The 15819-nt window shown below is 37.2% G+C and carries 9 protein-coding genes; 1 reads left to right on the forward strand and 8 read right to left on the reverse strand.

Annotation, left to right across the window (positions count from 1 at the left end; translation table 11 throughout):
- Positions 1-26: 26 nt before the first annotated feature.
- The 4 genes from A3EM_RS42975 to A3EM_RS0119365 form a co-directional block, all read right to left on the reverse strand.
- Complete coding sequence (locus A3EM_RS42975) at positions 27-1388, reverse strand: cellulase family glycosylhydrolase (RefSeq protein ID WP_169513388.1); 1362 nt, start codon at positions 1386-1388, stop codon at positions 27-29.
- Between the two features lie 133 nt (positions 1389-1521).
- Positions 1522-2892, reverse strand: a complete 1371-nt coding sequence (locus A3EM_RS0119355; protein WP_020529898.1) for a glycan-binding surface protein — start codon at positions 2890-2892, stop codon at positions 1522-1524.
- 18 nt (positions 2893-2910) lie between these two features.
- On the reverse strand, positions 2911-4620 hold the full coding sequence (locus A3EM_RS0119360) for a RagB/SusD family nutrient uptake outer membrane protein (protein WP_020529899.1): 1710 nt from the start codon (positions 4618-4620) through the stop codon (positions 2911-2913).
- Positions 4621-4639: 19 nt separating this feature from the next.
- A complete protein-coding gene (locus A3EM_RS0119365; RefSeq protein ID WP_211211991.1) occupies positions 4640-7852 on the reverse strand; it encodes a SusC/RagA family TonB-linked outer membrane protein in 3213 nt (1070 codons plus the stop codon).
- A gap of 268 nt (positions 7853-8120) precedes the next feature.
- On the opposite strand from A3EM_RS0119365, the gene A3EM_RS0119370 reads away from it, so the two are divergent.
- On the forward strand, positions 8121-10991 hold the full coding sequence (locus A3EM_RS0119370; protein ID WP_026210414.1) for a ligand-binding sensor domain-containing protein: 2871 nt from the start codon (positions 8121-8123) through the stop codon (positions 10989-10991).
- Between the two features lie 36 nt (positions 10992-11027).
- Here A3EM_RS0119370 and A3EM_RS0119375 read toward each other — a convergent pair whose 3' ends face one another.
- The 4 genes from A3EM_RS0119375 to A3EM_RS47655 all read right to left on the reverse strand — a co-directional run bounded on the left by A3EM_RS0119375 (position 11028) and on the right by A3EM_RS47655 (position 15390).
- The gene (locus A3EM_RS0119375) at positions 11028-11789 is read right to left on the reverse strand and encodes an arylamine N-acetyltransferase family protein (RefSeq protein ID WP_026210415.1); all 762 of its coding nucleotides are present in this window, start codon (positions 11787-11789) and stop codon (positions 11028-11030) included.
- A 323-nt stretch (positions 11790-12112) separates the two neighbouring features.
- On the reverse strand, positions 12113-13144 hold the full coding sequence (locus A3EM_RS0119380) for a hypothetical protein (protein ID WP_020529903.1): 1032 nt from the start codon (positions 13142-13144) through the stop codon (positions 12113-12115).
- Positions 13145-13323: 179 nt separating this feature from the next.
- Positions 13324-14409: a hypothetical protein gene (locus A3EM_RS0119390; RefSeq protein ID WP_020529904.1), complete on the reverse strand. Its 1086-nt coding sequence runs from the start codon at positions 14407-14409 to the stop codon at positions 13324-13326.
- A gap of 51 nt (positions 14410-14460) precedes the next feature.
- Entirely contained in the window at positions 14461-15390 is a 930-nt protein-coding gene (locus tag A3EM_RS47655) for a hypothetical protein (RefSeq protein ID WP_211211992.1), read from the reverse strand.
- Positions 15391-15819: the final 429 nt, after the last annotated feature.

Raw genomic sequence — 15819 nt, forward strand, 5'->3', positions numbered from 1 at the left:
TTAGATTTCACCTTGCTATTATTTCATTATTCCACTACAATTTTTCGTATGGTGGTCTTCCCTCCTATTTGCAATTTAAGCATATAAACTCCTGCTTCAAAACCAGACAAATCTATTTCAAACTGAGATCTGGTATCATCCAACTGAAGAGTCTGCTCACCTTTTACAGAATACAATTCAATCTGAGAGGGCAAACTCGCTAATTTGATTTTTACCGTATTGCTTACCGGATTAGGATAAATCCCTACATTATTTTCAACCTCCGTATTTCCAAGGATCAGGTTGGGATCGAAAGCATCCAGGATGGCATCCTCCAATTCAGGGGTTTCCCATTTTAAGGTTTTTCGGTCTAATGAATAAATCCAGGAAATTGGTGTAATGCCATTTAACCGGCAGGCTTTAGCCATTACATCATAATAATCTATCCTGTCCACTAAATTATTTTTATCACCTGCACCCCACTCTCCCAATATCACAGCTCTGCCATTTTTTACAAAATGATCACCAATAGATTTAATGGCTTTTTCAAGTTCCTCCTTTTCAGCATTCGTTCCCCAGGTATCAGTTCCAGGATCAGCCAGAGTGAACAACCATGGGTCGTAATTATGTACAGAAACCATAATGTTAGGATCATCATTAGGGATAACCATGTCTTCTAAAGCTGCTTTGACATTCGCGCCCACCTGGGGGACCATTATAAACCTGGAAGCATTATTCCCACCAGTACTCCTTATCGCATTCACAGCGGCCAGATTTAACGCATTAACCACTTCCCTGTGTTCTGCAGAACCTCCATTCCATTCGTGGGAAGACCCAACTTCCCTTGGTTCATTCATGGTTTCAAAAATCAGGTAATCTCCGTAATCCTTAAACCGGGTTGCTATTTGTTTCCAAACCTTTTCTATTTGATCGGTTACTTTCTCCTGTTGGGCATAGGTAGTGACAAGCCAGGAACCAGATTGGTCTTCCTTGAGGTCATCGTGATGAATATTGATAATGACATACATGTTGTTATCAAATGCAAAATTGGCCACTTCTTCCACACGATTCATCCATTCTTCATCGATGGCATAGTCGGGGGCTGCACCCATGTGGTTATACCAGGTTACTGGAATTCTAAGGGATTTAAATCCTCTATCAGCTATTGCAGCAATCATTTCCGGGGTGGTATAGGGTTGTTGCCAACAAACTTCACTTTCCAGACCATGGGGTACCGGAAGCCACCAGCAGCTTGCATCCAGTGTATTGTATAAGTTGAGTCCGGGGGCCATTTCCCTTGCTAGCTCCAATCCACTGATATCCCTCATCCCCGTAAATGCTGTTTGCCCGATGGCTTTGGTAATAATGGTGAGAAGGGGGAATAGGATACATATTAAGATTTTATTCATTTTCATACGTTTTGGGTAATGGTGTTTTATTGAAATGCTGAAAAACACCAAAAACTGGTTTTCATGTGGGTGAACAAAAAAAGATAAACAGTCCCTCATATTCAGGGACTGTTTAGTTGATTCAAAACATTAACTATAGAGAATCTATTCTAATGTTATCGATATAAATGGCGGTATTTTCAGATGGATTAGTAGCATCTCCCGCTATAAAAAACTTAAACCTTGGGTTATTGAGTATAGCTGAAGAGCCATCGATATTCCATTCGCTCAAAGGAATGGCCACGGTAGTCCAACCTTCTGAAGTGAAGGATTCCCCATCTGCATATGGTTTCCAATCATACCCAAACTGTTCTTCACCTCCTTCTCCACCAAAAGATATTCTAAACACACCCACCGACCATGGGTTCAACACATTCACTTCAAACTTCAATACATAATCATTTGGTGAACTTACTATTTCAGCAGGTACATCAAAACATCCGTTAAACATGTTATTCTGATCCCACCAGCTAGGTGCGATGTCACCCTGAAACATGCCGAATTTAGCTGAAACTGGACGGACCTGATCCTCTCCCACAGCACTTGCCGGAGCACCCCAGCAATAAGCCACATCATCATAATTCCACCATAAGTATTCACTTGTCTTGTAAGTAGAGGTTACTTTATTTGAAGCTGAACCCAGTTCATTGGTAACCTGAATAGTCATATCTCCAGATGGTACATCTGCAGGCATAGGGAATTCCAACCAGGAATTGATGTCATTGGTTTCAAAACCTGAAGTGACATCTATTGTTCCATTTATCGTTACTTTGCTGATTCTGGCCAGGTTAATTCCATTAATTCTCATATTAAAGCCCGCTTCAACCCATTCTACAGGAATATTTATAATGGATGGACTGGATGCAGCTTCCAGATCAAAATCAGTCTCAGCTGTTCCTGCCGGAGTTTCTATGACGACCTTAATAACACCTACGGGCACACCGTCTGGCAATTGAAAGGTAATCTTATCCAACCCAGTTGATACTTCATAATTGGTAATTTCCACTCCACCAAGAGTTAACTTTTTAATGTGTGCAAAGCTTTCTCCTTCAATTAGGATTAGGTTTGTGGCTAACTGGTAAGAAATATTTGCTATTGCCGGTTCTGGTACTTCAATCTGAAAAGGGAAATCATATCTGGTTCCATTCAAAGTAATCAAAGTAACAATATCATTGACCTCCTCCGGGTATTCAGTTGGTACCTGAACAATTATATTATTTGAAGTAACATAATTGATATTTAGATCTGCAATAACCGTATTGAAAACTACGTCTACTACATCATCAAATCCTCTACCCTGAAGGGCCAGATAGGTTCCAAATTCTGCTCCAGTAATGGACGAATCTTTTTCCACTACCCTTACATTTTCAACAACTGGTATTTGCATTTCATCCTCCGAACAAGCACTGAAGAGGACCACCGACAACAAAGAGACGGCTAAAATAATATTTTTAATCTTGTACATAGTCTCACAATTAATAGTTTAAAATTCGATTGAACTAAAATCGAATGGCTCTGGTTCGACTTCAGGTGCTAACTTTGGGTTAGCCAGAATTTCCACCTCGGGTACGGGTAAAGTGAAATCGCTGGGGGTTGGCGCATAAGATATGCTATTCAGCTCAAGGCCATCGGGAGCATAAGCATCTCCTCCATCCCAGTTTCCTCTTTCCTGATCAGCCAATAACTGAATGGCTTTATCCATGTCATAGTAAGACAATCTTACATAATCAAACCAGTTATCTCCCTCAAAAGCCAACTCTCTTCTTCGTTCATCATAAATGGTTTGAAGGGTAAGCTCAGTTATATCTTCCTTATGACCAGCCCTTCTTCTTACCGCATTAAAAGCCTGAAGTGCTTCAGCATTAGTTGTTGAGGCATTGTTACCCAAAATGGCTTCTGCATATACAAGATAAATATCTGCAAGCCTGAGAATATGTGTAGACAAATCTGTTTTCATGAATTGACTAGGACGTCCTGCTTCCGCCCGGTGATCATCGGCATGACCCACAATGTGTTTTCTAACCATCGATCCGGTATTATTTTGAATTCTTCCTCCCGCTCCTATTTCCTCATCACTCAGGTTTCCATTCCAGTGTAAGGTATATCCACCCTGACCACGCCAAATTTCCGGATAGTGGTCACCATCCATCATGATAGTTGCCTTCCTTCTTTCATCATCATATACCCTGTTTTCCTCACCAGGCAGACTTGAATCTTCTCCAAAAAGGTTCAACAAATCTAAGGTCACCCCATTCCAGGCTCCCCATCCATCACCATGCGAAGTCATTCCCACAGGAGCCAAATCCGCTTGAAAAGCATTCTGAGCTCCCCAGTCACTTGCAATAGTCCAGTGCAGGGAAATTAGATTTTCCGGATTTAAATTACCGGTAGAAATCCAAAATAATTCTTTATAAGAAGGCCATAATTGCAGTCCACTTTCATGGATTACCATTGCAGCATACTTTTTCGCTTCATCCAGATGTTCCTGAGCACGTGCACCTGTCTGTCCAACTCCTGAACGTGTCAAATATACTTTTGCCAACAGGGCATAGGCACTCCATTTGTGAATCCTTCCCGGTTCATTTTCTGGAGGTAAAAGGGTAGCCGCTTCCTTTAGCATCATTGTGATGTACTCATAAACGTCTTCCATTCTATTCTTGGGAAGCTTACTTACATTGTCTACCCCTGTGGCCACCAGTTCATTACTGTTGTGGATGATAGGAATATCTCCAAAACATCTTACAAGGAAAAAATAAGCCATAGATTTCATCACTAAGGATTCCCCTATAGCTGTATTTATGACTTCATCACTAATGGTTGCTGGCGCATATTGTTTGATGTTGGCATAAACACTATTGGAATAGGCTACAGCCATCCAAAGAGAAGCATAAGCCTCATTTAATCCGGCAAAAGTAGGGGTAATAGAAAAGGTATAGAATGCATTTTGATTTCCCGCATTTCTATTTCCCGCCATTACATCTCCGATGTTCAAAAGAGATCGGTAATAATCAAACCAAACCCCTCCATATAAGGGATTAACTCCCGCTCTAATCTGATCTGGGGAATTGTAAAACTTACTTGCTACATAGTTGTCTTCTGGAGATCTCTCTAAAAAATCTTCAGAGCATGCGCTCAATAAAGTAAGCGTCACGATCAACAAAAATGTTTTAATATATATATTTATTTTGTTCATTTCTTTAAAATTTAGTTGCTTAGAAATTAAGATTGGCACCAAATGTATAGATTCTAGGTGTAGGATAACGACCATTGTCTACGCCATAAAGTGTAGAAACTAATCTATCCTGCCCAATCTCCGGATCGTATCCAGAATAATTACTGAAAGTGTAAACATTTCTAATTACAGTATAAATTTTCAGTCCAACAGAAGAACCTAACCATTGTTTTGGAAAGGTATAGGACAAAGACACGTTTTGAATTCTCAGGTAAGAACCATCTTCAATGTATCTATCGGACACCCTTTGGTTATTATTGGGGTCATTTGCAGTAATCCTTGGCATATCAGTTCCAGGATTAACCAGTCTGATATTGTCTATATCATCTCTCCAGTCTTCGTCTTCCGCATATTCCTTATTGGGGTCGATCATTTCATAATCTGCAAAATTCGATACAGAAGTCAGCTGGTTTTTAACTGCACTTGACATATCATCTAATCCATTATCCGTAGAGGCTCTTCCTTGTCGGGTAAAATTGTATACTTTATTGCCATATGATCCCTGCAGGAATAAATTCAATTCAAAACCTTTGTAGGAAAAGGTATTATTGAAACCACCAGTAAATTTAGGCTGTGGTGAACCCAGGTAAGTTTTATCACCATCATCAATCACCCCATCACCATTGATGTCCTCAAATTTCAAATCACCAACCCAAACGGTATTGGCTCTGTTTAAAATGGGGTTATTTTCCCCATCCAATTCATATTGTCTTGGGCTATTAATGATGTCATTTTTATCCTGGAATATTCCAGCAACTTTGTAACCATAAAAAGATCCAATCTGGTCACCAGCTCCAACTCTACTCACGTGGGTAAACCACTGAATATTTGAATCCAAATACCGGTCTCCAAGTCCTAGATCAACCAATTCATTATGATTCTGAGAAAAAATCAGGCTGGAATTCCAGGTAAAGTCATTTCCTCTGATAATATCCGCATTCAGGGTTATTTCAAATCCGGTATTTTTGATTTCACCAAAATTTCCCCATGGATTTTGTAATCTAAATGCATCATTTCCTACACCTCCCATATAGGCTGGAAAAGGAAATTCCATTAGCATGTCAGTGTTTCTCTTGTCATACCAGTCGAAAATAACTCCGATTCGGCTGTCAAACAAATCAAGGTCAAAACCTACGTTTATTTGCTTGGATTCCTCCCATCTTACTGCTGGGTTGGCATAGTTTCTTACCCTGAAACCCTGACCAAGCCCGGTGGGTAAAGTGGCCATACTTACATCATATCTAAATCCAGGAATGTTTTGGTTACCGGTAATTCCCCAGCCAGCCCGAACTTTAAGATTGTCGATGGCACTGATTCCGCTCAAGAATTGCTCATCACTCACCCTCCATGATGCTGCTATTGCAGGGAAGTTAGCGTATCTATTCTGAGGACCAAAGTTTGATGAACCATCCCTTCTTGCAGTTAAGGTTAGGAAATAACGGCCATCGTAATTATACATTAATCGACCATAAAACGACTGAAGCGCTCCGCTACTTGAGGCAAAGCCAGCAATGCGAGTTTCAGGGTCAGACAGTCCAACTACAGGAATATCATTAGATGGCAAATCTGTTCCACCTCCTGATGTTGAAGTAAAAGCCCACTCCGATGCTTCGTGCCCTACAGTTAAAGTAAAATCGTGTTTGTCGGCAAAAAGTTTGGAGTAGGTAAAATAATTTTGAAGCTGCCAGAAACTGTTTTGACTTTTGTTATGGCTTACTGAGTTTGTATTATTTTGAGCCTGAGGGCCAAAATCATAAGTTGGGCTAAAGGTAAGTACATCTGAATAATTCACATTACCACCAGCTCTGGTATGAAAAACCAATCCTTTTACTATATCAAAATCAAGGCCCAGATTACCATTAAATAAATCCCGCTTTAATTCATTTGTGGATAATTCAGCTAAAGCAATTGGGTTAACTCTTGCATATTGTCCGGTACCACTTGCATAAGATCCGTCAGGGTTAGTTACCGGAATATTAGGTGGTTGCTGAGTGGCCGCATTAATTGTTCCCCCTTCCCCATTAAAGTTGTTTAAATCTTCATCTGTACGGCTATATGCAATGTTAGCATTCAAGGTTAACCAGTCATTTAGTTTTGAGTTCAGGTTTACCCTGGTACTCAATCGTTTAAATCCTGAGGATACCGCAATTCCATCCTGATCCAAATACCCGACTGAAACGGCATATTTACTTTGCTCGGTCCCGCCTGAAGCAGATAGCTGATGACTTTGCATTGGAGCCGATTGAAATACTGCATTTTGCCAGTCTGTTCCATTTCCAAGCAAAGAGGGATCTGCAAATTCAGGTACTGGAATTCTATCGGTATGTGTATTAAATGCATTGCTAAATACCGCATACTGCTGTAGGTTCATCATATCCAGGGTTTTAGGTATTTCCTGAACACCATAGTATCCATCATAACTAAACTTGGCTTTCCCAGCCTTTCCCCTTTTGGTGGTAATAAGTACCACACCATTCGCCCCTCTGGAACCATAAATGGCCGTGGCAGAAGCATCCTTTAAAATTTCTATTGACTCAATGTCATTGGGGTTAAGACCTGCAAGACCACTGATCGGAGACTTTCCTCCTCCAAGTAAACCACCCAGCCCAATATCATAATTATTGACATTAGTTGTACCCATAGGAACTCCATCAATCACGTACAAGGGTTCTGCATCTGAGTTGATGGTATTTGTACCCCGAATTCTCATAGATACACTTGATCCAGGCTGCCCCGATGTGGAGGTCACAAATACACCTGCTGCTCTACCTTGTAAAGCCTGCTCTAGTGTAACTGCCGCCTGTTCATCAATATCTTTAGAATCCAAAGAAACTGAAGCTCCAGAAAGGTCACTTTTTTTCATTTCCCCATACCCAATCACTACAATTTCTTCCAATTGCTGGATATCAGGAACTAATGAAACATTAAAGGTTGTTTGGCTGCCTACCGTAATTTCCTGAGAAAGGAATCCAACTGAACTGAATACTAATACCGATTCTCCACTTTCAATCGATAACCTGAAGGCTCCATCTATATCTGTTACACTACCAGTTGTTGTTCCTTTCACAACAACGTTGACACCCGGGAGGCCTTCTCCACTTGAGTCATCTGTCACCTTCCCATTCACTAGAATTTGTGCATGCGAACACAAGGGGATAAGTGAAAACATAAGAAAGTAATAAATTTTTTTCATAATCATACTTTTAAGTTAAATAATCCCTAAAAGAAGACTTTTGATAGCCAGAGAACAAAAAAAGATACACATCATTTTTACATCAAACGGTAATTTTAACTACATCAAAAATACATCATATGTTAAAAAAATATGGTTTATTCAGTAATCAGAGCTACATTTACCAAATCTGAATTTACATCATATATCACCTACAGATTCAGTTTCACTTTTATTACCTTACCATAAAATGAGAAAATTGCTGAAAGCCCTGAAGTATTTACCAAAAATGAAATTTACACTTCATTTTCTGATTTTCATTGCGTCAGCTTTACCGACAATTGCACAAACTCATTTTGGACTTCCATTAATCAAATACTATTCAACGGATGAGTATGGTGCCGGAATGAATAATTTGCATATTGCGCAGGATGAAAGAGGAATTATTTATGTCGCAAATAATTTTGGATTACTTGAGTATGATGGTACTTCCTGGAGACTTTTGCAAACAGGAGAGACTGGCGTTTTACGTCACTTAAGTATTAATGCAGACCATGAAATAGCCATTGCAGGATCAGGTAAATTTGGGTATTTCAAAACAGACGAGTATGGAAACTGGAAATATCAACCTACTTCAACTAAAATTGACAAGAAATTCGATGAAGTTTGGAAAGCTTTTCATATTGGTCAATCCAAATTTTTCTGTGGCAGCTATAATATCGTAGAACTTCAAAATGACTCTATTACCGTTTTTCCATTCGAAAATAAAATGGATAATTTTTTCCTGATCAACAACCAAATTTACGTGTATCAGCCTGAAAAAGGGATCTCAATTTTTAAGAATGGAAAACTCACTTCCGTCTGTAGTGATCCAGCAATTTTAGGTCTTTATGTTTCGGATATGATCCGCATGAAAGGTGACCAAATACTAGTGGCCACAAACGTCAATGGCATCTATATCTTAAGCGCAAAGACCTTACGCCCCTGGAACCCTCCCTACCAGAAATTATTCTCAAAGTATATTATTAATACTATAATCAGGCTACGAAACGGAGACCTGGCTATTGGGACTCAGACAAATGGACTGATGATTTTTTCCTGGAATGGATTTTTAAAAAGTCATTTGTCAAGAAATACCGGCCTTGATCAACTGACCATAAACTCTCTATTTGAAGATGCACAAAACAACCTTTGGGCAGGCCATAATAACGGTATCAGTTGTCTGGAATTGGGTCTTCCTTTTTCCTTTATCAATGAAAATGTAGGTTTGCCCGGTTCGGGACATACCGGATTTCAGGAAGGGAACTCGCTCTATTTAGGTACTAATAATGGTCTTTTTAAATGGAATATAGACAAACCTCTTTCTGAAGACAATCATCCTGTAAAACTATTGGAAGGACAAATTTATGGGCTTTCTAAACTCAATCATAAGATTCTAATCGGGCAATATAGAAATTCATATTATTTAGACAATGACAAACCTGTAAAGATTAATGAAACAGGTACATGGAAATTTAGCAAACTCAATCACACCTCGCAATATGTCATTAACGGGACTTATGATGGCTTTGAACTAAATGAAATGAACAATAATGAGGTGAGGTTTTTAGGAAAGATTAAGGGTTTTATCCAATCGTGCCAAAATTTTGAACAGGATGATTTGGGAAACCTTTGGTTGGCACATGGTTATAAAGGAATTTACAGGATAAAGCTTACCCAGGATTTAAAAACCGCCAATGAGGTAAAAGAGTATAGTATTGACCATGGATTACCCTCGGATCACTCAATTATCGTCAATAAAATAAGAGGAGAACTATGTTTTTCAACTCCTGATGGCATATACAGGTATAACAGTAAAAGTGATTCTTTTGAAAAACATCCCTTTTATCAACAGTTTTTCAAACCAAATTTTCGAATTTTTCATTTAGCAGAGGATGCGAATGAAAATATTTATTACGTGGGAATTGGAGAAGTTGGCGTATTACGAAAAGAGGCGAGTAACAATTATACCAAGTTTACAACAAGATTTAGTAAGATTTTAAACATGCTAAATAATTCTCCTCATTTTGTAACTGTGCTTCCCAACGACAAGGTCCTATTTGGTGCAAAAAATGGTTTCATTATTTATGATCCTTTGGCAAAAGTTGATGATCAAGAAAATTTTAAAGTCCTGATCAGGAATTTCTCTTTATCCAAGGACCCGGATTCTGTTATTTACTTTGGAAATACCTTTGATGATAATCAAATACCAAAACCTGAACTACTCCATCATCAAAATTCATTAAAGTTTAGCTATAGTGCTACTTACATAGATCCTCAGCAAATGACTCAATACCAATATAAACTGGAGGGATTTGATGACTCCTGGAGTAAATGGGAATTTAGGCATGAAAAAGAATACACCAATCTGGATTATGGAGCGTATGAATTTAAAGTAAGAGCTAAAATATTCACAGGAAAAGTAAGCGAAGAAGAAAGCTATAAATTTGTTATTTTACCTCCGTGGTACCAAACCAATCTGGCTTATTTCTCTTATTTGTTTTTAGGTTGTATTCTGTTATTAGCATCCCTGTATTTTATAAGCAGAAAGTTTAAAAAAGAGAAAAGTAAAATATTAAACGAGCAGAAGAATGTACTCACAAAGAAGGATCAGGAATTGGACCTGATCAAAACAAAGTCGGAAAAAGCAATAGAAGAACTAAAGACGGGTAAACTTCGGGACAGAATTCGGCATAAAAATAAAGAACTTGCAACGGCCACCATGCACATCATCGATAAAAACGATTTTCTTTCCGATCTCAAGCAGGACTTAACTTCCCTTACCAAAAAGAACTCCAGGTCAGTACCTATAGGAGAATTAGAAAAACTAATGGCAAGCATTGAAAAAAATATGAGCCGGGATGATGACTGGAAACATTTCGAAGTATATTTCGATCAGGTACATGGAGATTTTTCTAAAAGACTGACTGAGAAATTCCCAAAATTAAGTCCGCAAGACAGGCGTTTGTGTGCCTATCTCCGCATGAATATGACCACCAAAGAAATTGCGAGTTTGCTTAATATTACCATTAGAGGGGTGGAAATTAGCAGGTACAGGTTAAGGAAAAAGCTCAACCTGACCAGAGAAATAAATCTTGCGGAGTTTATTCTTAATTTTTAGTCCTTCTTTCAACAAAAGGGGTAGCCAGTTGCTTGGTCACCTTCTGTTCAGCATAATATTAAACTCCTTTTTTAATATTTCATCTTCCTGCTCAACAGAGGTGATCATGGTCTCCAATTTTTCCCCATTTATTTTCTCTGTATATTTTGAATTAAAAATTGTTTTTCTTCCGGTTTTTGTAGGTATGGAACAAATGTTATTTTCCACAAAATAAGACGCTGGAGAAGTTTGTTTATATTCACATTCATCAATAAAATCTTCCAGTTTCCTGTCTTCCAGATCGAAAATATATTTTTTTTCAAAGGTTAATCCATCTTCAGAAATGAATAACAAATAACTTGTTTCATCCAATTGCTGCAACTTAAATACATAATTTCCATCTGGTTGTGGGATTTCAAAATCAAATTTTAAGGGTTTAAGGAATAAATCTCCAAACCCCACATCGCACAACCATTTTTCACCTTCAATTTCAACCACAATGGCCATATGATCACCTTCCGGTCCAGGTTCACCTTCTTTAAATATTCGGGCAGAAATGAGTTTTGCATTAAAATTCAACTCCATTAATAATCTAAAGAACAGGTAATTTAATTCATAGCAAAAACCTCCCCTATGCTGATTTATAACCTTCTCAAATATCTTTTTTTCTTCCAGAAGAATCTTTTCCCCCAATCTGATATCAAGATTCTCATAAGGAATATGGAAAAGATGATTTTGGTGAAGCCTGATTAAAGATTCTTGGGTTGGATCAGGTCGATCAAAAAAATTTATCCTGTTTAAGTATTTTAAAAAATCCATTCTTCTGGAATTCATGTAGCTATTGCAAATTTTCTTTCCAGCAAATTCTTCTTTGTAAATTGCTGTAATATAGGGATTTCATACACCAATAAGTGAGGTGAACTTTTATCCCGGAAAATGAATATAATGGCTTATCCATTGACAAGCAAAAAGAACCCTGGATGTTTTGGCGAGAATACTAATCACCAACAAAAATGAATAACCCACCTACAAATTTTGAATGTGGTAGAAAATGGCTTAAATATATATATTTCGGACCACCCCTATTCTTCCAATCTGGTAATATGATGGTCCAGGCATGTTTGTAAAACAGCCTATAATCGCTATAAACCAAATCGGTAGCTGCCCATTACCATTAATTGTTGTTTAGATTTTAAAAAACCGTACTCAGCCCTTACCTGAAAACGATCATTTATATTCCAGTTGGCCCCAAGGAGCATATTCCAGGGATATTCCAATCTTTTATCGAATTTATAGTGAACAGTGGTTTCACTGACATTTATCACTCCTTCTCTTACAATCTGATATGCAGCTTCTTTTTTGATTTTTTCGCCAGTAGGTAAGTTTTCATAATCGGGTGTCATTTTATAAGCCTCCCATTTTGAATCCATGTCCTCCACAAAACCATCATCAATACTCAATGCCTCTCCAAGTCCTATTTTACCAGAAGTTCTGTTGGCCAGTTTTTGATGCTGAGCACCTATCCAAAAAGCCCAAAAACGGTCGGACCGCTTCTTACTCACCACCCTTTTAAGCACTCTTATGCCACTTACCTCTACTTTCACCGGATCATCCAATCTGACATTAGTGGTCCATGACCAGGAATAATCTGCCGAAATCACTACCGGACCCACAGGAAATAACCCAACCAGGTTCATTCCATAATATTCCCCTTTTATGTCGGTAACACTGGAAAGCTCAATGGGAGCAGTCAGGGTTACCACTTGTTCTCCCCAAACATTTCCATAATATCCACCTACAGATAAAAAAGGTAAAATCCATGTATCAAACCGATAATTTAAGGTGTTAATTCTACCATTGGATGGGCCAAATTCAATCAGATCGCTAATGGGCTGCAATTTCCCAAAATCTGGATCCTCCCCTGGTTTTGTAAATGCCATCTCAAAGTTTTCCAGAACTATTCCTTGCTTGTTGAAAATTGTACCTATTGAAAGGCCATGAGGCAATTGGAGTTTATATCCCTTTTCATATGCTTTTTTTCCTAAAATCGGTAGTGCATAAGGATATTCCTTTCCAATCTGAGTGCTATCAATAGTTTGAGCAAATGAAATGGAAGAAGTAAAACCAATAAGAAAAAGTAAGGCGTTTATTTTGAAGTAGAAATGATCCAGCATACAGTGGTCGATTTTTGTTGAGCGTTAAAATTCTGCCCAAATATAACTCCTTTTTTCAAGTTTGCAATTTGGGTTTTCATTCATAAATCCCGGTAATTTGAAATGTTGTTATTCATGATTTAATGCCAATTGTGGCATCTTCTGCCAATTCTTTTACTTCTCTTTCCTTATGGCAGTTATTATTCCCTGCATTGGTCAATTATATTTCTTTTTAAATAACCCTCATTTTCAATAATGTGGAAAAACTCATCCAAATATCGTATGGTATAACTCAAATTATTCTTATCAATATACGGTGATTTTTGATACAATCCGTAAATATCTTCCTTTACAGCTTTGAAGCTCTCGGCTGCTTCCAGAATATATTTTTCTTCTATACAAACCCCTCTATATACCCGCTCCTTTACCGACTCTATACCCAGGTTTTCATCGGGAACAGCATAAAGGGTATTGACAATTCCTGCATAATCGAAATCATAAGGAATGAAGCTTGGCCCTTGTTTAGTGGGGTCTTTGGAGGTCACCAGTTTTACATTGTGCAAGGCTGGAATTGACCAGTCTGTATTGCCAATCAAATACTGGAACAAGTACCCTTTACTCAGGGTTTTCGGTTCGGTATATTGATCGCGTATGTTCTGGGTTTCGTAGGGTAATGAGTTTAACCTTTCTGAAAGTTCTTCCATATTTTCAATGATAAATGCATAACTCTTGAGGCTTTTCATTTTATCGTTGGAATCCACCAGTGTAATTTCACACAACCTTACACGAAAACTATAGTCGGTAACCAGGTTATAAATTTTATAGGCATAGTATTCTGAAAGCAGGTATTGTTCATAAAGTTTTCCCCGCTTGCAGTCAAGCACCATTTTCATTTTATCAAATTCCTGAATCTGTTTTAGAACTACCTCTTTTTTGGGAAAATTAAGCGTGATTGGAGGAAAATAACAAGTACGTCTTCTCATATTTCCCCTTGGTTTTATTTTTAATTCTCTGGTAACTACAATAGAATCACTTAAAAAATATTTGAGGACAGCTGGCTGATACTCTCCTTTAAATTTTCGTTTGATTAAATTCCTGAAATCCGATTCAATAGTGATTCTGAGAATCTCATCACTTTCAAATAAGCTTTGAAATATTTTATTGGAAGAAATTGACTCTTTAAACTCCTCATCATTTTGGTATAGAGAATCAAAATCATAAACCTGTCCCCAAAGCTTTAGGCTGGTAGCCGAAAAAATAAAAATGATGATAATAGTGAGTTTCATAATACAGTTACCTTAAAATCTGAATAGTGTAAGAACTTTTAATTTAGGTTATTAATAGTTTACTTCTACCGTGGATTTTTGATCCCCAGAAAAAATATTCTGGATAGTTTTAAATTTTTCACATTCAACGATAAGGAATCTATCATTTTTTGCAAAAATTGGCAATTTTGCCTCAGGCAAATTAATAAAGAAACTTTTATCTATCATTTTTTGAGCATAAAGATTTTCCAATTTATTATTGAAAGGAGAGAATATTTCCATTTCTTCGTTTAGGTCACTAAAAGGAATGAAATTTTTATCTAAAACAATATAATCAACTTGATGTCTTGCTGTAATTTTAATTATGTCATTTAGGTCAGGTGCCGCATATAATTTAATTAAATCAGACATTTTTTGCATTTGATCCTCCCTATAATACTGATAATATACTCCATGACAGGATTCCTTACTTACTAAAACAGACCTTTTACTAAAAAAAGGAATCATGTCAGCTGTTAAGGGAGGTGCGATTATAAGTGATTTTTTATCTGTTTTTTCTAATTCTGAAAAAACAAATTTATACTCCGAATAATCATTAAATCCCCGATAATTATTATTATAAATTGCTCCAATTAATAATATTCCAAAAAATGAATAGCTTATGGCGTAAAAAAATTTTATACTCCTTAAATGATTAAATAAATATAATACAACCAAGGTTACAGCAATTGGAAATGTTTTCTCCAAATACCTGAGTGGCATATATAATTTAAAGGGTAGTAATCTGGCCGCAAAAAATAGAATAATACCTGTGAACAATAGGGATATTATTAAAATACTTATTTCATCCAATCTTTTCTCCAAAAAAATCCTTCTTATCCAAAGAGAAAATGGTGTGAGCCCAAGGATAAAAACAAGGTAAATGTTTATTCTCTTAAATAAATCAGGTATTTGGATAAAGGCAGAAGTAGCTTTAGAAAATTGCCCCCCAATTAATCTCAAAGGAGACTTTTCAAATTGGGGTTTTAGGTGAACTCTTCCTTCTTTGCCCATTAAAGGATCTTTTAAGATGTCCTGTTTGGTAATCACAGGACCAACAAATTTTACTTCATTAAATTTTTCTGACTTCTGCTTCAAAAAAAATATAGCACCAAGGCAAAAAAATATACATACTGCTGATTTTTTTAAATACTTATTTTCTTTTGAGAGCACATATTTAAACCCATAAAAACTCAGAATAACACCTGCACTTATTAAAAAAGAGACAGGATATAAAAAACCTGAAAGGAAAAGAAATGCTCCAATTAATAAATGATCAAATTTAAACGTCAGGAAATAAATTGGAATAATGATAATAAAAAATGAAAAAGAACGAGAAAAGCCTCCAACAACATCAGGAATGCTTAAAGTCGCAATAATTAATATAAAGGA

The sequence above is a fragment of the Flexithrix dorotheae DSM 6795 genome, from assembly GCF_000379765.1.
Taxonomy (GTDB): Bacteria; Bacteroidota; Bacteroidia; order Cytophagales; family Flammeovirgaceae; genus Flexithrix; species Flexithrix dorotheae.

Coding starts and splice junctions, on each gene's coding strand:
- A3EM_RS42975 (WP_169513388.1), bottom strand. CDS start 1,388: ATGAATAAAATCTTAATATGTATCCTATTCCCCCTTCTCACCATTATT.
- A3EM_RS0119355 (WP_020529898.1), bottom strand. CDS start 2,892: ATGTACAAGATTAAAAATATTATTTTAGCCGTCTCTTTGTTGTCGGTG.
- A3EM_RS0119360 (WP_020529899.1), bottom strand. CDS start 4,620: ATGAACAAAATAAATATATATATTAAAACATTTTTGTTGATCGTGACG.
- A3EM_RS0119365 (WP_211211991.1), bottom strand. CDS start 7,852: ATGAAAAAAATTTATTACTTTCTTATGTTTTCACTTATCCCCTTGTGT.
- A3EM_RS0119370 (WP_026210414.1), top strand. CDS start 8,121: ATGAAATTTACACTTCATTTTCTGATTTTCATTGCGTCAGCTTTACCG.
- A3EM_RS0119375 (WP_026210415.1), bottom strand. CDS start 11,789: ATGGATTTTTTAAAATACTTAAACAGGATAAATTTTTTTGATCGACCT.
- A3EM_RS0119380 (WP_020529903.1), bottom strand. CDS start 13,144: ATGCTGGATCATTTCTACTTCAAAATAAACGCCTTACTTTTTCTTATT.
- A3EM_RS0119390 (WP_020529904.1), bottom strand. CDS start 14,409: ATGAAACTCACTATTATCATCATTTTTATTTTTTCGGCTACCAGCCTA.